Below are 20,545 nucleotides of genomic sequence, written 5' to 3' on the forward strand. Positions count from 1 at the left end.
CCGCGGCGGCCCATTCCCGGAAACAGCCCGCGATTCGCGCGTCCGGCAACGAAAAAAGGCCACGCACCTTGCGGAGCGTGGCCATCAAGTCCGACACCGCCCGCCGGATGGCGGGCACATGGCATCGGCGGTCAGAGAGCGGTGCTTACTGCGGAATCATTCCCGTCAGGTAGTAGGCCTGGACGTAGGTGATGACGCCGACGATCGTGGCGAAGAACAGGCTGTGCTTGACGGTGAAGCGGAACAGGTCCGATTCCTTGCCGACCAGGCCCACGGCCGCGCAGGCCACGGCCATCGATTGCGGCGAGATCATCTTGCCGGTCACGCCGCCGGTGGTGTTGGCCGCCACCAGCAGGGTGTCGCTCACGCCGACCTGGTGGGCCGTCGTGGCCTGCAGCGAGCAGAACAGCGCATTGGCCGAGGTGTCGGAGCCGGTCAGGAACACGCCCAGCCAGCCCAGGAAGGGCGAGAAGAACGGGAAGGCGGCGCCGGTGCCGGCGAGCACGAGGGCGAGCGTGGACGACAGGCCCGAGTAGTTGGCCACGAAGGCGAAGGCCAGCACCATGCCGATCGAGTAGATCGGGCGCTTGAGTTCGTTCAGCACCTCGAAGAAGGTCTTCACGCCTTCGGCCGGCTTCATCTTGAGAATGATCATCGAGATGATCGCGGTTAGCAGGATCGCGGTGCCGGTGGCCGAGAACAGGTCCAGCTTGTAGATCGCGTCATAGGGCTTGTCGCTCGTGACGATGGGCGCGGTCTTGATCACGAGGTTGTGCAGATGCGGCACCTCGAACTTGAAGACGAAGCTGGCGAGCGCGCCGCCCTTGTCGAACATCGCCTTGAAATCCTTGAGCGACCAGACCGTGACCATGGCGGTCAGGATCACGAACGGCGACCATGCCTTGATGATCTGACCGGCCGAGTAGCCCGAAGGCTTGCCCTTGCCACCGCCCACGGTGGTGATGCCCGCGCCGGCCACGGCCGAGGCGCCCACGCCGCCGGCGGTCGCGAAGCGGAAGGTTTCCTTGGGATGCCAGACCTTCAGGAACAGCGTCAGGCAGACCAGGCTGACCAGCGCCGAGGTGATGTCCGGCAGTTCCGGTCCGAGGTGGCTGGCGGTGAAGTACTGGGTGATGGCGAAGCTGGCGCCGGCCACGAGCACGGCGGGCCAGGTGTCCTTCACGCCCTTGAGGCCGTTCATCATGAACACGAGCCAGAACGGCACGAACACCGACAGCAGCGGCAGCTGGTGGCCGGCCATCTTGCCGATCAGGAAGGGGTCGATGCCCGTCACCTTGCCGGCGACGAGGATGGGAATGCCCATCGCGCCGAAGGCTACGGGCGCCGTGTTGGCGATCAGGCACAGGCCGGCCGCGTACAGCGGGTTGAAGCCCAGGCCCACCAGCAGCGCCGAGGTGATCGCCACCGGCGCGCCGAAGCCCGCCGCGCCTTCCAGGAAGGCGCCGAAGGCGAAGCCCACGAGCAGCATCTGGAGGCGCTGGTCATCGGTGATCGACAGGATCGACGCGCGGATCACGTCGAACTGGCCGGTCTTGACCGTCACCTTGTAGAGGAACACCGAGCAGATGATGATCCACGCGATCGGCCACAGGCCGTAGCAGAAGCCGTAGCCGGCCGAGGCCAGCGCCATGTCCACGGGCATGCCGTAGGCAAGGATCGCGATCGCGAGCGTGATGAGCACGGTGATCGTGCCGGCGATGTGGCCCTTCATGCGCAGCACCGCGAGCGCGACGAAGAAGAACACGACGGGGATGACCGCAACGAGGGCTGACAGCGTCAGGCTCCCCAGCGGTGTGTAGGACTGGATCCAGGTGGGCATGAAGAACATCTCCTGCGTGCGGCCGTCGCGTCTTGCGGCCGCTGCGCGTCAAGTGGGTTGGCGGGCGGGTTTACGAAACTGAAACGGTGGCGGCGGCAGGCTGCGAGCAGTCGTCGAGCAGGGCTTCGAGGCTGCGGTAGGGAATGCCGCCGTGACTGGCGAGGCCGATCTGGCAGGTGCGGCTGGCCGAGACGCCGGTGCGGCATCCCGACGGCAGCGCGGGCTTCAGGCGGCGCAGGCTGTTGGCATTGAGTTCGGGCAGGTTGAAGCCCTTGTCGCCGGCGAAGCCGCAGCAGGCGATGTCGGGCACGGTCACCTGCGTGGCGCACTTCTTCGCCAGCGCGACGAGCTTGGCGCCGGTGCCGGCCTTGCTGGTGCTGCACGGGATGTGCACCGCAAGCTGTTCGAGGCGCTTCACGATGTCGAGGCGCGGCGCGACCTTGTCGGCGAGGAAGCCGACGGCGTCATGCAGTTGCAGGCGGGCGTCGAGCTTGCCGGCGCGTTGGGCGTCGATCAGCCGCAGCGCGCAGGGCGCGTTGTCGAGATAGACCGGGATGCGGCCGTTGTCGCTGGCGGAAAGCAGGGCGGCGCCGGTGCGGGCGAGGGCGCGGTCGGCGGCTTCGGTCGCGCCCTTGCTCTCGAAGGGCTGGCCGCAGCACAGGCTCTTGCGGTCGGCCAGATGCAGCGGCGCGAAGCCGGCCTTGGCGAACAGGCTGAAGGTGCTGTCGGCGAGGTTGGCGCCGGCCTCGTGCTCGGCAAACGTGCGGTTGACGCAGGAGCCGAAGAACACCACCGGCTCCAGCCGGCGCGCGGGCGGCACGCCGCGGCCGGCGCCGCCGGCACCAGCCGCGCTGCCGTTGCCGGCCGGCGCGGGCGTGGCGAACACCACGGTGTTGGACATCGGGCCGACGGGAGCGTCGGGCAACGGGCCGGCGGCGCCGGGTGTGGCGGGCGGCGCGACCGGGATCATCGGGAACACGCGGTGCGCCACGCGGTTGAGCGCCGTCGTCGCCTCGGCGCCGAGGATGCCGCGCGCGAGCTTGAGCGCGCCCAGGCCGGCGCGCGCCGTGCCGACCACCGTGCCGAGGTTGGCCTCGATCTTCTCGGCCAGCGCGGGATGCTTGGCGCCGCCGCGCAGCTTCTTGACCAGATCGCCGGTGTTGATGCCGACCGGGCAGCGCGTCGCGCACATGCCGGTGGCGGCGCAGGTGTCGAGGCCGGCCCACTGGTAGTCGGCTTCAAGCGTGGCGAGCTGGGCGGCGTCGCTGCCGTCGCGGCGCAGTTGCTGGATGCGGCGCCAGGTCACGATGCGCTGGCGCGGCGTGAGCGACAGGCCGTTGCTCGGGCAGGCCGGCTCGCAGAAGCCGCATTCGATGCAGCGGTCCACCAGGCTGTCGGCGGCCGGCATGCGCTTGAGGTTTTCGAGATGCAGGCGCTCGTTGCTCGTGATGATGACGTCGGGGTTGAGCAGGTTGCGCGGGTCGAACAGGCGCTTGAGCTCGCACATCACCGCGTAGGCCTCGTCGCCCCATTCGAGCTTGACGAAGGGCGCGACATTGCGGCCCGTGCCGTGCTCGGCCTTGAGCGAGCCGCCGAATTCCACCGCCACCAGTTCGCCCACGGCGTCCATGAAGTCGCTGTAGCGCTTGACCTCGGCCTCGCTCTCGAAGCCCGGCGCGAACACGAAGTGCAGATTGCCTTCGAGCGCATGGCCGAAGATCAGCGCCTCGTCATAGCGGTAGCGGTCGAACAGTTCGGTCAGGCGCAGCACGCCCTCGGCCAGCTTCTCGACCGGAAAGGCCACGTCTTCGATCACGCAGGTGGTGCCGACCGGGCGTACCGCGCCCACGGCCGGGAACAGGCCCTTGCGCACCGCCCAGTAGGTCTCGCCCACGACCGGGTCGGTCGAGAAGCCGCTGTTGGCGCTCGGGTTGAAGCCGGCCACGGTCGCATCGACGGCGGCGCAGCGCGCGGCGAGTTCGGCGGCGTCGGCGCCGCGCGTCTCGATCAGCAGCGCGGCGGCGTTGGGCGCCTGCTCGCCGTAGAGGAAGCCGGGCAGGCCCTTCTTGCCCTGCACGGCGAGGATGGAGCGGCGGTCCACCAGTTCCACCGCGTCGACGGCGCCACCGTCCTTGAGCGCGGTGACGGCGCGACAGCAATCCTCCAGCTCGGCAAACAGCACCAGGCAGCTCGCCTTGTGCGGATGGTCGGGCACCGTGTGGTAGGTGATGCTGGAGATGAAGCCGAGCGTGCCTTCGGAGCCGATCATCAGGTGGGCCAGCATGTCCACCGGGTCGATGAAGTCGATGAGGGCGTTGATGCCGTAGCCGGTGGTGTTCTTCAACCGGTATTTGCGGCGCACCTTCGCTTCGAGTTCGGCATTGCCGCGGATGAAGTTGCCGAGCGTCTGGAGCTGGCCGAGCAGCTCGGCATGCGACACGCGGAAGGCGGCGACGCTGGCGGCGTCGGCGGTGTCGAGCACCGTGCCGTCGGCCAGCATCACGCGCATCGCGGCCAGCGTGTGATAGCCGTTCTGCGCCGTGCCGCAGCACATGCCCGAGCTGTTGTTGGCAGCCATGCCGCCGATCTTGGCCGTGGCGATCGACGCCGGATCGGGGCCGATCTTGCGGCCCACGCCGCGCAGCGCGTCATTCGCATGCTGGCCGATCACGCCCGGTTGCAGGCGGATGCGCATGCCGTCGTCGAGCACCTCGATGCCGGTCCAGCCGTCGGCCATCACCACCAGCACTGAATCCGTCACCGCCTGGCCCGACAGGCTGGTACCGGCGGCGCGGAAGGTCACGGCCACGCCGTGCGCGTGGGCAAGCGACAGGATGGCGCTCACCTCGGCCTCGTTCGCCGGGTAGGCGACGATCTGCGGCACGAGCCGGTAGAAGCTCGCGTCGGTGCCGTAGGCGAGGGTGCGCGTCGGATCGGTGATGAGCCGCGCGCGGGGCATGCGCTGTTCAAGCGCGCTCAGGAATGCCTGGTGCTGGGGCGACATGAGGTTGGGAGGGCAGGGTTGTTTGTGTTCGTCAGGCCGAGCGCCGCCCTGCGGCATGCCGCATGCGGAATTCGGGCGGGGGTCTCTCGGTGGGCCGGGGCGGGTCAGCGTCCTGGCGTGCCCCGTTCGCGCATCAGGTCGTGCAGCGACTTCGGGGCGGGGGTGAGCGGGATGCGGTGGATGGTCCAGCCGAGCTGCTGCTTCGGCGCGAGCCGCCGGAAGCGCGTCGCGAGCCAGGAGTAGGCGCGGTAGCGCAGCGCGCCGGCATGCACGAAGCGCCAGATGCGCCAGGCGAGGCTGATGGTCGGGTTGTGCGCCGCGCCCTGGCCGCGCAGCGCATGCGCGACGGTCTGCTCGGGGTTGCGTGCGGCTTCCTCGCGCAGGCGCATGAGCATTTCCGGAATCGGTATCTTGACCGGGCAGACCTCGCCGCAGGCGCCGCACAGGCTGCTCGCCGTCGGCAGGTCCTTGGTGTTCTCAAGCCCGAGCAGATGGGGCGAGATGATCGAGCCGATCGGGCCGGGGTAGGTCGTCCCGTAGGCATGGCCGCCGACGCGGGCATACACCGGGCAATGGTTCATGCAGGCGCCGCAGCGGATGCATTGCAGCGTCTTGCGCAGCTGGGCGTCGGCATAGGCCTGGCTGCGGCCGTTGTCGAGCAGCACCAGATGCACTTCGCGCGGGCCGTCCAGCTCGCCTGGCCGGCGCGGGCTGCTGATCATGTTGAAGTAGGTCGTCACCGGCTGGCCCGTGGCCGAGCGCGGCAGCAGCGAGTACAGCGGCGGGATGTCGCTCAGATGCTCGACCACCTTCTCGATGCCGGTGATCGCGATGTGCATGTCGGGCACGGTCGTGCACATGCGGCCGTTGCCTTCGTTCTCGACGAGGCAGAGCGTGCCGGTCTCGGCCACGGCAAAGTTGACGCCCGAGATGCCGACGTCGGCCTGCACGTACAGGTCGCGGATCGCGTGGCGGCCGATGTGGATCAGCTCGTCCACATCCTCGGTATAGGGCGTGTCGGGCAGGCGCTCGTGAAAGAGGCGGGCGATCTGCACTTTCGTCTTGTGGATCGCGGGCATCACGATGTGGCTCGGCTTCTCGCCCGCGAGCTGGACGATGTACTCGCCCATGTCGCTCTCGATCGCGACGATGCCGTGCGCTTCGAGGTGGTGGTTGAGCTCGGTCTCCTCGCTCACCATCGACTTGCCCTTGAGCGCCAGCGTGCCCTTCCGGGCGGCAATGAGGCCCTGGATGATCGTGTTGGCTTCCTCGGGCGTCTCGGCCCAGTGCACCTTCACGCCGTTGGCGGTGAGCCTGGCTTCGAGCTTTTCGAGCAGCTCGGGCAGCTTGCTCAGGCAGCGCTGGCGGATCTGCTCGCCGAGCAGGCGCAGGGCTTCGAGTTCGGCCGCGTCGGGAAACTGCGCCGCGCGCTTGGCCTGGAGAAAGTCCATCGCGCCACGGAAGCTGCGGCGCAGCAGCTTGTTGTCGAGCGCCTCATGTGCGCGCGCCTTGAACTGGCGCGAGGGCATGAACTCGATGGGATGCGGCTCGGGCACGCCGGCGGGGCGGGCGGGATGGCCGGCGGCAAGCGCGGCGTCGAGCGCGGGCGGGAAGTGGGGCGCGACCTTGGCGGCGCGTTCTTGCACGGATGCGTTCACAGGCGGGCCTCCAGCGCGGCGATGTCCATTTCGGCGGGCACGACCAGCAGCAGCACCAGTTCGCGCGGGCCGTGGGCGCCGTAGGCGAGGGTCTGCTGGATGTCGCTCGTCTTGCTCGGGCCGGAAATCAGCAGCGCATTGGTCGGCATGCCGTTCGCGGCCCAGCCTTCGCGCGTGACGGCCTCGTGGAAGTTGGCGTGAATGCGCGCGCCGTCGGCCAGCGCGATGTGGATCGGCGGCACCAGGCTTTGCGTGCGCGGCTCGGCGGCGTCGGGCCAGACGATGAGGCTGCCCGTCTCGGCGATCGCCGCGCGCGTGCCGGTGAAGCCGGCATCGACGGTGCGGAACAGTTCGGCCTTCCATTGCTCGATCGGCCGGTCGTAGCCGAGCAGGCGCGGCGCGGCGGGCAGGGCGGCGAGCGCCTCGGCGGCGCGGGCGCCGTGCGGCGTGGTCTGCGCGACCAGCAGGCTCAACAGGCCCTTGGCGGCGACCAGTTCGGCCAGCTTCGCGGGCCAGTCGGCATCGCGCACGAGATGGACTTCGGTATGCACGGCGCGCATCGCGCGCACGAAGCGCAGCAGCTTTTCTTCGGCCGACCAGCGCGGCGTCGCGGCGGAGTAATAGCCGGCCACGTCACCACCGTTGGCGGCCTCGACCCAGTGCGCCGCGAGGTGATGCTCGTCGCGTGTGTGCTCGGCGGGCGCGGGGCCGGTGACGGGGCGGGCGGCTTCGGCCAGCGTCTCTTCGCGGGCCGCGCGCAGCTTGCCGAGGATGCGGTCGCGTGCCGACGGGGCCGGGTGGCCGGCATGCGCCGCGGCGCCGTGGCTGCCGCTCGATGCGGGCGCGTGGGCGACGCCGTGGCCGGCGGGCGTGGTGGCGTGGGCGCTCATTTCTTCCCCCCGGTGCGTTCGAGCAGGAAGCTCGCGATGTGCCTGCCCTTGAAGCGGAGACCGTCCTTGGCGAGCTTGCCGTTGATGTTCAGCAGGCAGCCGCCGTCGGCGGTGATGAACTCGTCGGCGCCGGTGCCGGCGAGCGCGGCCGACTTGTCGGCCACCATCGCGCCCGAGATGTCGGGGTGCTTGATGCTGAAGGTGCCGCCGAAGCCGCAGCACTCGCTCTCATGGTCATGCACGACGCGCCGCACATTGGTCAGACCATCGACGAGCGCCCAGCCGTTGATGTGCACGTTCATCTCGCGGCGCGCCGAGCACGAGGTATGCACCGCCACCTTCACCGGCCCGCCCTGGTCCTGCCATTGCACCTTGAGCACGTTGCGCAGGAAGTCGGTCAGCTCGACCACGCGGGCGGCGACCTGCTTGGCGCGCGCCTCGTCGGGCGTGCCCTCGAACAGCGTCGGCCAGTGGTGTTTCATCATCCCGCCGCAGGAACCGGACGGCACGACGATCGGCCAGGGCTGGTCGAACAGGCCGAGCTGCTGGCGCGCCACCACGCGCGCCTCGTCGGGCAGGCCGCTGGTGTAGGCCGGCTGGCCGCAGCAGCTCTGGCCCTGCGGGTAATGGACGCGCAAACCTTCGCGCTCCAGCAGCGTGATCGCGTCGAGGCCCGCCTCGGGCATGAACATGTCCAGCAGGCAGGTCGAGAACAGATAGACGTCGCGGGGTTTCGCGCCGGCGTCGGCCATGGGGTGTGTCCTGGTCTTCAGCAAGGTCAGGATCGTCGCGCCGGGTGGGCTGAAGGGCGATCGGGGCTTGCTTGGTTAATTGGTCAGTCCAATAGAAAACTGACTGGGCACGAATTTAGGCAAGCGTGATCGGTGGGTCAACGGCAAATTTCTTGGGGTTAACCCGTGTTTGTGCCGAACTGTGAAAATGGTCCGACCGGTTGAATGCAGTCACTGCCAGGCCCGACACGCATCCGTTATCGTGGTATGACCAATCGCGACAACGACAACAAGCCATCAAGAAAGTCCGCGCCATGTCCGACACCGCCCCGCCGCTGCGCCGGCTGAATGTCACCAAGCTGTCCGACCAGATCGTCGTGCAGCTCGAAACGATGATCGTCGAGGGTTCGTTCAAGCCGGGCGACCGGCTGCCGCCCGAACGCCAGCAGGCCGAGCAGCTCGGCGTGTCCCGGCCGTCGCTGCGCGAGGCGATCCAGAAGCTCGCGGCGCGCGGCCTGCTGCAAAGCCGCCAGGGCGGCGGCACCTTCGTGACCGACCAGCTCGACAGCGGCTTTGCCGACCCGTGGCAGGAAATGATCGGCAAGCATCCCGAGCTGCACCGCGACGTGCTGGAGTTCCGCCGCATGCTCGAAGGCACGGTGGCCGAACTGGCCGCGACGCGCGCGACCGATGCCGACCTCGAGCGCATCGGCCGCATCTTTGGCCAGATCGAGGCCTCGTACTCGAACGTGGAGGTGTCGTCGAAGTTCGACGTGCAGCTTCACCAGGCGATTGCCGACGCGGCGCACAACGCGCTGTTCACCCATCTCACGTCGAGCCTGCTGAGCATGTTGCAGGCCCATGTGCACGACAACGTCGCCAACCTGTTCGCGGTCGGGCCGGTGGCCGAGCAGCTGCTCGGCCAGCACCGGGCGATCTGGGAAGGCATCCGGGCGCGCGACCCGAAGGCGGCACGCAAGGCGGCCGAGTCGCATATCGATTTCGTGGACGAGACGCTGAGCAGCCTGCGCGAGGAGGAGGTGCGCCGGCAGCGGGCCTTGCGACGCACGGGCGGCTGACCGTTCGGGCCTCGGTAACCGTGAAGATCGTGACCTGCCGGCCACCGTCCGTTCCTGGCGACTAGAGTTCGCGGCTCGTCGGCGGCTTTCACGGCCGCCGGGTACGGAGTACGCCGTCAATGAGACGGCGGCACCGGAGTCAACCTGAAAGGACAAAGCGATGGCTCATCCCACCCCTGTCAACGACCAGATCATCGATGCGGTGACCCGGAGCAACGTCAAGGTCGCGGACGACGCGCCCGCCATCGCGACGGGCGAGATCTACCCGTCCCTCCAGCGGCCGCCGGCCGCCGATGGCAAGGGGCGCGATGGCAAGGCTTGTTTCCTGGCGGGCGGGCAAGCCGCGGTTGACGGCTCACCCGGTCCGGTCGACTCCATCGAGGACGCGATGCGCCTGATGCAATCGCTGAAGAACGGCCGCCAGGGCTGACGGGGCGGCGGGCGGTACTCACCGCCCCGTCTTGCGCCGCCGCGCCTTGGCGGGCGGCTTGAGCATTCCCCCGGTCCAGAAATCGACGATCTGCTTCGTCATCTGCGCCTTGGCGGTCCCGGTCTGGCGCCGCACGGCGTTGGCCACATGACCGCGCGCGCTGCCTAGCATGCTGTTCGCGGCGCTGAGCCAGAGGCTCATGAACGGATTCTTGGGCGTGCGGCGACGGGTCATGGTCTGGCTCCTCGGGATGGCGGTGCGCGCGGCTGGCCGGCGCACGTGAATGGTCGAGCGCCCAGCCTGACGCCCGCCGGGCCGGTATGCCGCCACCGACGCCGACCGTTACGCCGGTCGCGTATCCATCGGTTTCGCTCGGGCATGGCCCGTAGAATCCCGCCCCTTCCTTCACCTCGGAGCGCGGCCGGCGACGCCGCGCCGGCCATGGAATTCAACTCCCCCGCCCAGTGGGTCGGCTACGCGGCGCTGGCCGTGGGCATCTTCGCCTTCATGCAGCGCGACGACGACCGGCTGCGCTTCTTCTCTGCGACGATGTGCCTGCTGTATTCGCTGCATTTCGCGCTGCTCGGCAATCCCGTCGCCTCGGTCGGCACCTTCATCTCGGCGGTGCGCTCGCTGGTGGCGATCTGGTGGCGCAACCGCTGGCTGGCGGCGCTGTTCGTTGCGCTCAACGTGGCGCTCGGCGGCTGGCTGGCGACGGAATGGCGGCATGTGATCCCGATCGTCGGCTCGGTGGCTGGCACGCTGGCGCTCTTCCTGCTGCAGGGTCTGAGGATGCGCCTGCTGCTGCTGACCGGCACGGTCTGCTGGCTGACCAACAACGTCCTGAGCGGTTCGATCGGCGGCACGCTGCTGGAGGGAACCATCTTCATCACCAACTCGACCACGATCCTGCGTCTGTGGTGGCGCGAGCGCGATGAGCGCCGGCTGGCGGCACAGCGCGGCGCGACGGCCCTGCCGGCCTCGGGCCGGAGGCACGACGGCGCATCGACGCCATCCGTGCCCGCAGCATCGGCATCGGCGGCGGTGGCCGGCGCCACGCCCGGTCGTGAAGGGAGCGCGCAATGAAATCGTCCGGCGGCCTCGTCTATTCCACCGAAAGCGGGCGCATGTGCCCGGCCTGCCGTCAGCCGGTCGCGGCCTGCGTCTGCAAGGCGAAGCCCGCGCCGCGCGCCGACGGCCCGGTGCGCGTGATGCGCGAAACCAAGGGGCGAGGCGGCAAGACCGTGACCATCGTGCGCGGCCTGCCGCTCGACGAGGCGGCGCTCGCCGCCCTCGGCAAGAAGCTGCGCACCGCCTGCGGCAGCGGTGGCACCGTCAGGGACGGCGTACTCGAAATCCAGGGCGACCATGCCGACCGGCTGGTCGCCCTGCTCATGGCCGAGGGCCACGCGGCCAAACGCGCGGGCGGCTGAGGCGCCCCGGGCGCCGGCTTTCAGTGCGCCAGCGCCCGCCGCCGGACCGGTGCCGTGTCGCCCGGCGCGCGAGGCTCACTTCCCCGCCGGCAGCGGCGAGTACTCCGCCGGCACCCAGGCGTAGTTCTTGTTCTCGCCGCGCACATGGCCGAGGCCGGGGAAGGGCAGATGCGCGCCGGCCACCCACCAGCCTTCGCGCGTCGCGGTGGCCATGAGCTTGCGGCGGCTGTCGATCGCGCGAGCGCGGTCGGCGTCCACCTCGAACGAGGCTTCGGGCGTGGCGAACTGCACCGCGTGGTAGTGCACCACGTCGCCCCACACCAGCAGCTTCGCGTCCTTGCCGCCGTCGAAGAGATAGGAACTGTGGCCCGGCGTGTGGCCCGGCGAGGCGACGAGGCTCACGCCCGCCGGCAGCGCGTCGCCGGCGCCGAAGAGCTTGAGCTTGCCCGCCGTCTGCCACGGCTCGATCACCTTGCGCGCGAGGCCGAAGATGCCCTTGAAGGCTTCGGGCGCGTGCTTCTCGGCCTCGGGGTCGCGCACGAAGGCGTCGTCGGCGCGCGGCAGCCAGAGCGTGGCATTGGGGAAGGCGATCGCGCCCTTGTCGTCGAGCACGCCGCAGAGGTGGTCGGGATGGGCGTGGGTGACGAGGATGTCGTCCACCTGCTCGGGCTTGAAGCCGGCGAGCCTCAGGTTCTCGACCACATGGCCGAGCGCGTCGCCGAAGCACTTGGCGGTGCCGGCGTCCACCAGCGTGAGGCGGCCGTCGTGCTCGACGAGATAGGCGTTGACGGCGGTCTGCATGCCGGCGGGCGTCTCGGGCACGTAGCGCTGGAACAGTTGCGCGTCGATCTGCTTCGGCGTCATGCCGACGATGAGGTTGCGGCCGAGCGGCACCACGCCGTCGAACAGCGCGGTCACGCGCAAGCTGCCGATGACCTGGCGGTAGTAGCCGGGTGCCTGGGCGAGGCTCGCCGCGTCGGCGGGCGGCGCGGCATGCGCGGGGCCGGCGAACAGGCACGTGCCGGCAAGCGCGACGGCGGTGAGCGCGGCGGCGCCGGCGAGACGGGTGGCAAGCGCGAGACGGCCGGCAAGCGGGAGCTGGGCGGTCGGTGCGAGACGGTCGGCGCGGGCGCACGGCAGGCTGGCTTGCAAGCGCTTGCCGAGCGGATCGGCGGAAGGGTGGTTGGCGTGGGGCATGGTCGATCACCGGAAGAAGGCGGCAAGTTGCCGCGACCTCCGGATGGTCGGCGCGACCGCGTGCGCCTGTCGCTCAAATCCCTGCGTCAAACGCTCACGCGGGCGGTCGGGTGGCGCGCCTGCGACGTCGTGCGGCGATGTCGGGCAAATCGCCTGCTCAGGCGTTGCCGACTTCGTGTGGTTCCATGCCGTAGCGCTCGACGAAGCGCCTAACGAAGCTCGGCACCGAGCGATAGCCGACGCGCGCGGCGATGGTCTTGACCGGCCAGTCGGTCGTGTAGAGCAGGCCGATCGCCGCGCCGAGCCGCGCCTCGGCCAGGGTGTCGGCGAGCGAACTGGACTCGGCGGCGAGGCGGCGGCGCAGCGTCGCCCCGCTCATGCCCAGCTCGGCCTCGAAATCGGTCGAGCGCCAGTCGCGTGCCGGTTCGGCGGCGACCATCGCGCGGATGCGCGCCGTCACGCTCGGCGGCGGCGGCGCGAGCAGCCAGTCGTGGCCCAGCTCGCATAGGCGGATCAGCAGCGCGGCCATCGCGCCGCGCGCCGCGCCGTCGCGGCGATGTTCGAGCGCGTCGCACCAGGCGTGCAGCTCGGGGCGCAGCAGGTCGGCGTCGAGGGTGACGAGCGGCAGCTCCGGCGGGCGCGCGGGCGGCCGGGGCCAGAGCAGGCGCGCCGCCTCGATCACCTCGGCGCAGACCGGCGCCATCACCGTGCGGTAGCGGCCGCTGCCGGTGTCGGGCGTGTTGATCGCGTCGATGCGTCCGCCGTGCGGGAGCAGGAAGAGCGTGCCCGGCGTGATGGTCGTCTCGCTCGCGCCCAGCCGCAAATGCTTGCGGCCCTCGACCAGCACCGCGAAGGTCGGCCGCTCGATGACGATGGAGCGCACGCCGTGTTCATGGCGCGCGCGGATGCACAGCGGCATGTGCTCGCCGCCAGCCTCGGCCAGCGCGGCGAGGCGTGCGAGCAGGGGCGCGAGGGGCACAGGCGCGCCGCCGGCAGCGGCGCGGACAGGCAGGGAGAGAGAAAGCGTCATGACGGAACGGCAGGGCCTGGCTGAGCGACGGCCCGCATGGTCGCACCGCCGTGCGTCACCCGGGGCCGCCGTGTTGCGGCCCCGCCGTCAGCACTTGCGGGCGGCGCGCAGCAGGTCGTTGCAGTTGGGGGCGCTGGCCGGTTCAGGTGCCTTGGACGACCTGGAAAAGTTGGTGCAGGTCGCATCCGCGGATCCAGCGCCGCCGAAGGACAGCACGTTCATCACCGACGACGCTTCGAGCACGCTGCACTTGTAGCGGGTGCCGTTGCGGGTGACGACCGTGTAGATGCCCTGGCTGAAGCCGACCGGCGCCGAATCGCCATCGACCCGCTCGGTGATCTTGAAGCTGCCGACGTCTTCGCCGATCGCCATCGAGATCTTCTTCTCGGCCTTGCTGTAATCCTTGGCGTCACTCGCGTTCTGTCCGGTACTCGCGCATCCGAAAAGTGAAATCGTGAACATTGCGACCATCAGGGCTCTTGCATTCATCGGTTTTCCTTGAGTGGCGAAAGGTGGATGAATGATCGGGTGACAGCGAGGGCAGGGAGCACACGTCGGCTGATGTCGTCCGAGGCTCTGCGGTCCGGCGCGAGCGTGCCGGGCGCTTTCCCGACCGACAGGGCGACGGGTATCGCGGCGTCGGATCGGGGGTGGCGCATCGCGCCGGCTGACCGGCGGCCAGCGGGTTCCCCGGGCCGGCCGGCCGCGCCCGATAAAATGGCGGATTGTTTCCATCAGAGGCCTCGCCTCGCCCGCCATGACGCGCGACTCCGCACATCCCGCCGCCCCCGCCATCGCCACCCTCCGCATCCTGCCCGGCCCGCTCGCCCTGAGCGATTTCCGCCGCCAGCGCCTGCTCGACGCGCTGCAAGCCATCGAACCTGCCATCACCGCCGTGTCGGCGCGCTTCCTGCACTTCGTGCACGGCGCCGGCCTCGGCGATGCCGAGTTCGACACGCTCGGCAAACTGCTCACCTATGGCGTGCCCTATGACGAGAAGGCGCTCGGCGCGATCGACCCGGCGGCCTCGCTGGTCGTGGTGCCGCGCCTCGGCACCATCTCGCCCTGGGCCTCGAAGGCGACCGACATCGCGCGCAACTGCGGCCTCGCCGGCGTGCATCGCATCGAGCGCGGCATCGCCTACGTGTTCACGCTCAAGGGCGGTCTGCTCGGCCGCAGCAAGCCGGCCGACGCCGCGAAGCTGGCCGAACTGCTGCCGCGCCTCGCGCCCGCCATCCACGACCGCATGACCGAGACGGTCTGCCCGCCGGGCTTCGGCTTCGACGGCCTGTTCACCGAGCTGCCGCCCCAGCCGCTGGATCATGTGGACGTGCTCGCCGGCGGCCGCGCCGCGCTCGAAAAGGCCAATGCCGACTGGGGCCTCGCCCTCGCCGCCGACGAGATCGACTACCTGCTTGACGCCTTCACCAAGGCCGGCCGCAATCCGAGCGATGTCGAGCTGTTCATGTTTGCCCAGGCCAACAGCGAGCACTGCCGCCACAAGATCTTCAACGCGAGCTGGACCATCGACGGCCAGGACCGCGACATGAGCCTGTTCGGGATGATCCGCAACACGCACAAGCTCAATCCGCAGGGCACGGTGGTGGCCTACGAGGACAACGCCTCGGTCATCGAAGGCTTCGCGGGCGCGCGCTTCGTGCCCAACGGCCCGACGTCGCCCTACGCGCCGCGCCCGGCCACGTACCACACGCTGATGAAGGTCGAGACGCACAACCACCCGACCGCGATCGCGCCTTTCCCGGGCGCCTCCACCGGCGCGGGCGGCGAGATCCGCGACGAAGGCGCGACGGGCCGCGGCTCCAAGCCCAAGGCCGGCCTCACCGGCTTCACCGTCGGCAACCTGCGCATTCCCGGCCACGAGCGCGAATGGGAGAACGCCCGCGACGTGACCGTGCCCGTCGAGCTGCGCGAAGCCGTGGTGAGCGAAGTCGCCAAGGCGCCCGCCGGCAAGACCGCGCCCAAGCCCGCGCTCTACGGCCAGCCCGAGCGCATCGCCACGCCGCTGGCCATCATGATCGACGGCCCGCTCGGCGGCGCCGCGTTCAACAACGAGTTCGGCCGGCCCAACCTCTGCGGCTACTTCCGCACCTACGAGCAGAACGTCGGCGGCAATGTGCGCGGCTATCTCAAGCCGATCATGATCGCGGGCGGCGTCGGCATCATCGACAGCACGCTCACGCACAAGAAGTCGCTGGAGCCGGGCGCGCTGTTCATCCAGCTCGGCGGGCCGGGCATGCGCATCGGCATGGGCGGCGGCGCCGCCAGTTCGATGGCGACCGGCACCAACACGGCCGACCTCGATTTCGATTCAGTCCAGCGCGGCAACCCCGAGATCGAGCGCCGCGCGCAGGAAGTGATTGACGCCTGCTGGACGCTCGGCGAGAGCAATCCGATCCTCAGCATCCACGACGTGGGCGCGGGCGGCCTGAGCAATGCCTTCCCCGAACTCGCGCACGGCGCGGGCGTCGGCGCGGAATTCGATCTGCGCCGCGTGCCGCTGGAGGAGTCGGGCCTGAGCCCGCGCGAGATCTGGTCGAACGAATCGCAGGAGCGCTATGTGCTCGCGATCGCGCCCGAATCGCTCGACCAGTTCCGCGCCATCGCCGAGCGCGAGCGCTGCCCCTTCGCGGTGGTGGGCGTGGCGACGGCCGAGCACCGGCTCAAGCTGGTCGATCCGCTGCACGCGGGTACCGACCAGGCCGCGCCGGTGGACATGGACATGAACGTGCTGCTCGGCAAGCCGCCGCGCATGCATCGCGTGGCCGAGCATGTGACGCGCGATCCGGCGCCGCTCGACGTGATCGGCATCGATCTCAAGGAAGCCGCGCTGCGCGTGCTGCGCCTGCCGACGGTCGGCAACAAGAGCTTCCTCATCACGATCGGCGACCGCTCGGTCGGCGGCCTCACGGCGCGCGACCAGATGGTCGGCCCCTGGCAGGTGCCGGTGGCGGATTGCGCCGTGACGCTGCTCGATTACCAGGGCTATTGCGGCGAGGCGATGAGCATGGGCGAGCGCACGCCGCTCGCCGTCATCGACGCGCCGGCCTCGGGCCGCATGGCGATCGGCGAGGCCATCACCAACCTCGCGGCCGCGCCCGTCGCGCGCATCGAGGACATCAAGCTCTCCGCCAACTGGATGGCCGCCTGCGGCCAGCCCGGCGAGGACGCGGCGCTGTTCGACACCGTGCGCGCCGTCGGCATGGACCTGTGCCCGGCGCTCGGCATCAGCATTCCGGTCGGCAAGGACAGCCTGTCGATGCGCACGCAATGGACCGACGGCGACGAGAAGAAGCAGGTCACGTCGCCCGTGTCGCTGATCATCACCGCCTTCGGCACCGTGGCCGACGTGCGGAGCACGCTCACTCCCCAGCTGCGCACCGACGCGGGCGACACCGAGCTGATCCTCATCGACCTGGGCGCGGGCCGTAACCGCCTCGGCGGCTCGGCGCTCGCCTACGTGACCCAGCAGCTCGGCCATGACGTGCCGGACGTGGACGATCCGCAGCGGCTCAAGGCCTTCTTCGCGGCGGTGCAGGAACTCAACGCGCAGGGTCAGATCCTCGCCTACCACGACCGTTCGGACGGCGGCCTGTTCGCGACCGTGGCCGAGATGGCCTTCGCGGCGCGCTGCGGCGTCAGCATCAACCTCGACCTGCTCTGCATCGACCCGGCCACCGGCGGCGAATGGGGCGACGCCAAGAACTGGGCCGACCAGGTGTCCGCCCGCCGGCACGAGATGTCGATGCGCGCGCTGTTCAGCGAGGAGCTGGGCGCCGTCATCCAGATCCGCCGCGACCAGCGCACGCCGGTCATGGACGTGCTGCGCAAGCACGGCCTCGGCGCCGTCAGCAACAGCATCGGCAAGCCCAATAGCACGGGCCTGATCGAGTTCTACCGCGACACGAAGCAGGTGATGGGCGGCTCGCGCGCCGAGTTCCAGCAGGCCTGGAGCGAGGCGAGCTGGCAGATCGCGCGCCTGCGCGACAACCCGGCCTGCGCCGATTCGGAATTCGGCCTCATCGCCGACGACGCCGACCCCGGCCTGCACGAACACCTGACCTACGACCGCGCCGACGACGTGGCCGCGCCCTTCATCGCGACCGGCGCCCGCCCCAAGGTGGCGATCCTGCGCGAGCAGGGCTGCAACAGCCACCACGAGACCGCCTACGTGATGCACCGCGCCGGCTTCGACGCCTACGACATCCACATGAGCGACCTGATCGCCGGCCGCGCGCAACTCGCCGACTTCAAGGGCCTGATCGCGGTGGGCGGCTTCAGCTACGGCGACGTGCTGGGCGCGGGCGAGGGCTGGGCCAAGACCATCCTTTACCGCCCGCAGCTGGCCGAGCAGTTCCGCGCCTTCTTCGAGCGCGCCGACAGCTTCGGCCTCGGCGTGTGCAACGGCTGCCAGATGATGGCCAACCTCGCGCCGATCATCCCCGGTGCCGACGCCTGGCCGCGCTTCACGCGCAACAAGAGCGAGCAGTTCGAGGCGCGCTTCGCGCTGGTGGAAGTGGCGGACTCGCCGTCGGTGTTCTTCCGGGGCATGGCCGGCAGCCGCATGCCGATCGTCGTGTCGCACGGCGAAGGCTTTGCCGACTTCAGCCAGCACGGCTCGCTGCGCGACGCGATTCCCGCGCTGCGCTACGTGGACAACCACGGCAAGCCGACCGAGACCTATCCGCTCAACCCCAACGGCAGCCCCGGCGGTCTCACGTCGGTGACGACGCCCGACGGCCGCTTCACGGTGATGATGCCGCACGCCGAACGCGTGTTCCGCACCGTGCTTCAGAGCTACTCGGCCGAGCGTTTCAAGCGCGCCGAGGCGACGGAAGACAGCCCGTGGATGCGCATGTTCCGCAATGCGCGCGTCTGGGTCGGCTGAGGTGGGTGATGGCGGCGCCGGCCAGCCGGCGGGCCGGCCCGCGAGTGGCGGGTGGGCGCCCGGCGCCGCGAGACCCGGCGAGCGCAGCAAGCCGCCGGGCGGCGTGACGCGGGTGTTCAACGCCCTCGGCAACACGCTGCGCGGACTGGCGGGCGCATGGCGCGGCGAGGCGGCCTTCCGCCAGGAAGTGCTGCTGATTGCCGTGCTCGCCGGGCTGATCGGCTGGCAGGGTGCGAGCGTGGCGCAATGGGTGGCCTTCGTCGGCGCGGCGGGCGCGGTACTCGCGTTCGAGCTGGTCAACACCGCGATCGAGGCCGTCTGCGACCGCGTGACGACCGAGCGCAACGAGCTGATCCGCATCGCCAAGGATGCGGGCAGCGCGGCGGTGGGCATCGCGATCGTCGTGCTGCTCGCGGTGGTCGGCTGGGTGCTGCTGGGGTGAGCGATGCGACCGACTGAATCCGCTGCGCGCGCGGCCATCGCCGCGTGGGCCTGGGCTTTCTGCCTTGCCGCCGGCGCGGCCGGGCCGGCGCCCGATCCGCGCAGCAGCCATCAGGCCTGGGCCGTGCCGCTGCTGTGGCTCGGCGGGCTGGCGGTGGCCTGCGGCATCGGGCTGGCGCTGCGACGCCGGCAGCTCGCGCGGCAGGGCATCGCGCGGGTGTCGGTGCTGCCGTGGCCGCGATTGCTGGTCGCGCTCGGGCTGGCGCCCTTCGCGGCTTGGCCGGTCGCGCAGTTCGCGTTTGCGGATGCCTTCGACCGCTTTGCCGGCAAGGGCACGCTGGCGCCGGAATTCATCGCCGGGCCGATCTGGTTCTCGGCCTTCGTGGCCGCTTTCGCGCTGGCCTTCCTGCTCGGTTTCCTGCTGCTCGGCGCGCTCGGGCGCCTCGCGGGCGGGCACGGCCGCTGACCAGCGCCGACATCCTTTCTTCCTCACCGCCGACAAGCGATACGAATTGACGCTGCGCTGCGCGGCCGTCGGTTCAAGGTGCTCGCCGGATGCACAGCGCCCGGACGAGGCGGCATCGCGCGGCGCCTCCCGGCACGCGCCACCGGGCCGCGAGGCCGTGAGGAGACCACCATGCCAACCGAGCCCGTCCGCACATGCCTGCCCACGCTGACAGCGCTTGCAATCTCCGTCGCGCTGGTCGCCGTCGCGCCAGCCGCGCATGCCCAGGGACTTGAGCGCCCGGTCAACGCCGAGATCGTCGGCCACATCACCGCGCCGGCGCCGCTCGAAGCCACCGACGCGCTCGTCAACAGCCTGCGCTACCCGCCGGGCTTCCGGCTCACCAAATGGGCCGAGAACCTCGACACGCCGCGCGTCATCGTCGTGGCGCCGGGCGGCGATGTGTACGTGTCGAGCCGGGTGGCCGGCACCATCACCCTGCTGCGCGGCGGCGAGCGCGCCACGCATCGCCAGACCGTGCTGTCGGGCCGCAAGGACGTGCATGGTCTCGCCATCGCCAACGGCCGCCTCTACTACGCGATCGCCACCGAAACCTTCTCGGCGCCGATCCGCGCCGACGGCTCGCTCGGCGCCGAGCAGCGCATCGCCGCCGACCTGCCCGACACAGGCCAGCACAACAACCGCACGCTCGCCTTCGGCCCCGACGGCTGGCTGTACGAAAGCATCGGCTCCACCTGCAACGAGTGCGACGAGCAGAACCCCGAGAGCGCGACCATGCTGCGCATGCGGCCCGACGGCAGCGGGCGCGAGATCTTCGCCACCGGCCTGCGCAACACCATCGGCTTCATGTTCCGCCCTGGCACCGACGAGCTCTGGGGCTGGGACGACGGCACCGACTGGCTCGGCGACGACGAGCAGCGCGAGGAGCTCAACCTCATCCGCCCGGGCCGCAAGTACGGCTGGCCCTATGTGTTCGGCAACGGCGTGCTCAACCTCTACCGCGATCCGCCGCGCGGCCAGGGCACGGTCGAGCAATGGGATCGCGACAGCGAACGGCCGGTCATCAGCCACACCGCGCATTCGAGCGGCATGCAGATCGCGTTCTACGACGGCAAGCGCTTTCCACGGCGCTTCCATGGCGACCTGTTCGTCACCCTGCACGGCTCGTGGAACCGCGAGCCGCCGAGCGGCTACGAGGTGCTGCGGGTGCAGTTCCAGGCCGGGCGGCCGGTACACATCCAGCCCTTCCTCACCGGCTTCCTGATCCGGACCGGAGAAAAGTCCTGGGCCCGCTTCGGCCGGCCGATGGGGCTGGCGGTGGCGGCCGACGGCTCGCTGCTCGTCGGCGACGACCAGAACGGGATCATCTACCGCATCGACCATCCGCCCCGGCCGGCGGGCGCGCGGGCGGAGGGCGAGGAATGAGGAGGGTTGTGCCGC

General features: G+C 70.2%; 17 protein-coding genes. 8 read left to right on the forward strand and 9 right to left on the reverse strand.

All coding sequences use genetic code 11. The annotated features are described in order from the left end of the window. Nucleotides 1–145: 145 nt before the first annotated feature. The 5 genes from H566_RS0109245 to H566_RS0109265 form a co-directional block, all read right to left on the reverse strand. The gene (locus H566_RS0109245; RefSeq protein ID WP_028311216.1) at nucleotides 146–1,840 is read right to left on the reverse strand and encodes a lactate permease LctP family transporter; all 1,695 of its coding nucleotides are present in this window, start codon (nucleotides 1,838–1,840) and stop codon (nucleotides 146–148) included. Nucleotides 1,841–1,910: 70 nt separating this feature from the next. Continuing rightward, complete coding sequence (locus tag H566_RS0109250; protein ID WP_028311217.1) at nucleotides 1,911–4,844, reverse strand: FAD-binding and (Fe-S)-binding domain-containing protein; 2,934 nt, start codon at nucleotides 4,842–4,844, stop codon at nucleotides 1,911–1,913. A gap of 104 nt (nucleotides 4,845–4,948) precedes the next feature. Next, complete coding sequence (locus H566_RS0109255) at nucleotides 4,949–6,373, reverse strand: LutB/LldF family L-lactate oxidation iron-sulfur protein (RefSeq protein WP_034411305.1); 1,425 nt, start codon at nucleotides 6,371–6,373, stop codon at nucleotides 4,949–4,951. A 125-nt stretch (nucleotides 6,374–6,498) separates the two neighbouring features. Next, the gene (locus tag H566_RS0109260) at nucleotides 6,499–7,392 is read right to left on the reverse strand and encodes a LutC/YkgG family protein (protein ID WP_084544914.1); all 894 of its coding nucleotides are present in this window, start codon (nucleotides 7,390–7,392) and stop codon (nucleotides 6,499–6,501) included. After that, nucleotides 7,389–8,144 carry a (Fe-S)-binding protein gene (locus H566_RS0109265; protein ID WP_028311220.1) on the reverse strand — a complete coding sequence of 252 codons (756 nt, stop codon included), beginning with the start codon at nucleotides 8,142–8,144 and terminating at the stop codon, nucleotides 7,389–7,391. Before H566_RS0109265 ends, H566_RS0109260 begins: the two co-directional genes overlap by 4 nt. A gap of 293 nt (nucleotides 8,145–8,437) precedes the next feature. On the opposite strand from H566_RS0109265, the gene H566_RS0109270 reads away from it, so the two are divergent. After that, a complete protein-coding gene (locus H566_RS0109270) occupies nucleotides 8,438–9,202 on the forward strand; it encodes an FCD domain-containing protein (RefSeq protein ID WP_028311221.1) in 765 nt (254 codons plus the stop codon). A 160-nt stretch (nucleotides 9,203–9,362) separates the two neighbouring features. Continuing rightward, on the forward strand, nucleotides 9,363–9,632 hold the full coding sequence (locus H566_RS0109275; RefSeq protein WP_028311222.1) for a RebB family R body protein: 270 nt from the start codon (nucleotides 9,363–9,365) through the stop codon (nucleotides 9,630–9,632). Nucleotides 9,633–9,650: 18 nt separating this feature from the next. Here the strand turns inward: H566_RS0109275 and H566_RS0109280 are convergent, their stop codons facing one another. Further along, nucleotides 9,651–9,866 carry a hypothetical protein gene (locus H566_RS0109280; protein WP_028311223.1) on the reverse strand — a complete coding sequence of 72 codons (216 nt, stop codon included), beginning with the start codon at nucleotides 9,864–9,866 and terminating at the stop codon, nucleotides 9,651–9,653. 207 nt (nucleotides 9,867–10,073) lie between these two features. On the opposite strand from H566_RS0109280, the gene H566_RS24035 reads away from it, so the two are divergent. Continuing rightward, on the forward strand, nucleotides 10,074–10,718 hold the full coding sequence (locus H566_RS24035) for a YgjV family protein (protein WP_084544915.1): 645 nt from the start codon (nucleotides 10,074–10,076) through the stop codon (nucleotides 10,716–10,718). Then, nucleotides 10,715–11,065, forward strand: a complete 351-nt coding sequence (locus H566_RS0109295; protein ID WP_028311225.1) for a translation initiation factor Sui1 — start codon at nucleotides 10,715–10,717, stop codon at nucleotides 11,063–11,065. The genes H566_RS24035 and H566_RS0109295 overlap by 4 nt, the downstream gene beginning before the upstream one ends. 75 nt (nucleotides 11,066–11,140) lie before the next feature. Here the strand turns inward: H566_RS0109295 and H566_RS24040 are convergent, their stop codons facing one another. The 3 genes from H566_RS24040 to H566_RS0109310 all read right to left on the reverse strand — a co-directional run bounded on the left by H566_RS24040 (nucleotide 11,141) and on the right by H566_RS0109310 (nucleotide 13,781). Then, nucleotides 11,141–12,262: an MBL fold metallo-hydrolase gene (locus H566_RS24040; RefSeq protein ID WP_084544916.1), complete on the reverse strand. Its 1,122-nt coding sequence runs from the start codon at nucleotides 12,260–12,262 to the stop codon at nucleotides 11,141–11,143. Nucleotides 12,263–12,419: 157 nt separating this feature from the next. Then, nucleotides 12,420–13,241 carry a helix-turn-helix transcriptional regulator gene (locus H566_RS0109305; protein WP_028311226.1) on the reverse strand — a complete coding sequence of 274 codons (822 nt, stop codon included), beginning with the start codon at nucleotides 13,239–13,241 and terminating at the stop codon, nucleotides 12,420–12,422. A gap of 138 nt (nucleotides 13,242–13,379) precedes the next feature. Next, nucleotides 13,380–13,781 (reverse strand): hypothetical protein, encoded by a 402-nt coding sequence (locus tag H566_RS0109310; RefSeq protein WP_156924355.1) that lies wholly within the window; start codon nucleotides 13,779–13,781, stop codon nucleotides 13,380–13,382. A gap of 268 nt (nucleotides 13,782–14,049) precedes the next feature. On the opposite strand from H566_RS0109310, the gene purL reads away from it, so the two are divergent. The 4 genes from purL to H566_RS24045 all read left to right on the forward strand — a co-directional run bounded on the left by purL (nucleotide 14,050) and on the right by H566_RS24045 (nucleotide 20,530). Then, complete coding sequence (gene purL / locus H566_RS0109315) at nucleotides 14,050–18,198, forward strand: phosphoribosylformylglycinamidine synthase (protein ID WP_051378440.1); 4,149 nt, start codon at nucleotides 14,050–14,052, stop codon at nucleotides 18,196–18,198. Between the two features lie 112 nt (nucleotides 18,199–18,310). Continuing rightward, nucleotides 18,311–18,640: a diacylglycerol kinase gene (locus H566_RS0109320; protein WP_169732509.1), complete on the forward strand. Its 330-nt coding sequence runs from the start codon at nucleotides 18,311–18,313 to the stop codon at nucleotides 18,638–18,640. A 3-nt stretch (nucleotides 18,641–18,643) separates the two neighbouring features. Beyond that, nucleotides 18,644–19,105 (forward strand): hypothetical protein, encoded by a 462-nt coding sequence (locus tag H566_RS0109325; RefSeq protein ID WP_028311230.1) that lies wholly within the window; start codon nucleotides 18,644–18,646, stop codon nucleotides 19,103–19,105. 171 nt (nucleotides 19,106–19,276) lie between these two features. Further along, entirely contained in the window at nucleotides 19,277–20,530 is a 1,254-nt protein-coding gene (locus H566_RS24045) for a PQQ-dependent sugar dehydrogenase (RefSeq protein WP_051378444.1), read from the forward strand. Nucleotides 20,531–20,545: the final 15 nt, after the last annotated feature.

This window comes from Derxia gummosa DSM 723, from assembly GCF_000482785.1.
Taxonomy (GTDB): Bacteria; Pseudomonadota; Gammaproteobacteria; order Burkholderiales; family Burkholderiaceae_E; genus Derxia; species Derxia gummosa.

Bases quoted from the DNA above. Each gene is read 5' to 3' on its own strand.
- H566_RS0109310 (WP_156924355.1), bottom strand. From the start codon at position 13,781: ATGAATGCAAGAGCCCTGATGGTCGCAATGTTCACGATTTCACTTTTC.
- H566_RS0109270 (WP_028311221.1), top strand. From the start codon at position 8,438: ATGTCCGACACCGCCCCGCCGCTGCGCCGGCTGAATGTCACCAAGCTG.
- H566_RS0109265 (WP_028311220.1), bottom strand. From the start codon at position 8,144: ATGGCCGACGCCGGCGCGAAACCCCGCGACGTCTATCTGTTCTCGACC.
- H566_RS0109260 (WP_084544914.1), bottom strand. From the start codon at position 7,392: ATGAGCGCCCACGCCACCACGCCCGCCGGCCACGGCGTCGCCCACGCG.
- H566_RS0109280 (WP_028311223.1), bottom strand. From the start codon at position 9,866: ATGACCCGTCGCCGCACGCCCAAGAATCCGTTCATGAGCCTCTGGCTC.
- H566_RS0109275 (WP_028311222.1), top strand. From the start codon at position 9,363: ATGGCTCATCCCACCCCTGTCAACGACCAGATCATCGATGCGGTGACC.
- purL (WP_051378440.1), top strand. From the start codon at position 14,050: ATGACGCGCGACTCCGCACATCCCGCCGCCCCCGCCATCGCCACCCTC.
- H566_RS24040 (WP_084544916.1), bottom strand. From the start codon at position 12,262: ATGCCCCACGCCAACCACCCTTCCGCCGATCCGCTCGGCAAGCGCTTG.
- H566_RS0109245 (WP_028311216.1), bottom strand. From the start codon at position 1,840: ATGCCCACCTGGATCCAGTCCTACACACCGCTGGGGAGCCTGACGCTG.
- H566_RS0109255 (WP_034411305.1), bottom strand. From the start codon at position 6,373: ATGCCCTCGCGCCAGTTCAAGGCGCGCGCACATGAGGCGCTCGACAAC.
- H566_RS0109295 (WP_028311225.1), top strand. From the start codon at position 10,715: ATGAAATCGTCCGGCGGCCTCGTCTATTCCACCGAAAGCGGGCGCATG.
- H566_RS24035 (WP_084544915.1), top strand. From the start codon at position 10,074: ATGGAATTCAACTCCCCCGCCCAGTGGGTCGGCTACGCGGCGCTGGCC.
- H566_RS0109325 (WP_028311230.1), top strand. From the start codon at position 18,644: ATGCGACCGACTGAATCCGCTGCGCGCGCGGCCATCGCCGCGTGGGCC.
- H566_RS0109250 (WP_028311217.1), bottom strand. From the start codon at position 4,844: ATGTCGCCCCAGCACCAGGCATTCCTGAGCGCGCTTGAACAGCGCATG.
- H566_RS24045 (WP_051378444.1), top strand. From the start codon at position 19,277: ATGCCAACCGAGCCCGTCCGCACATGCCTGCCCACGCTGACAGCGCTT.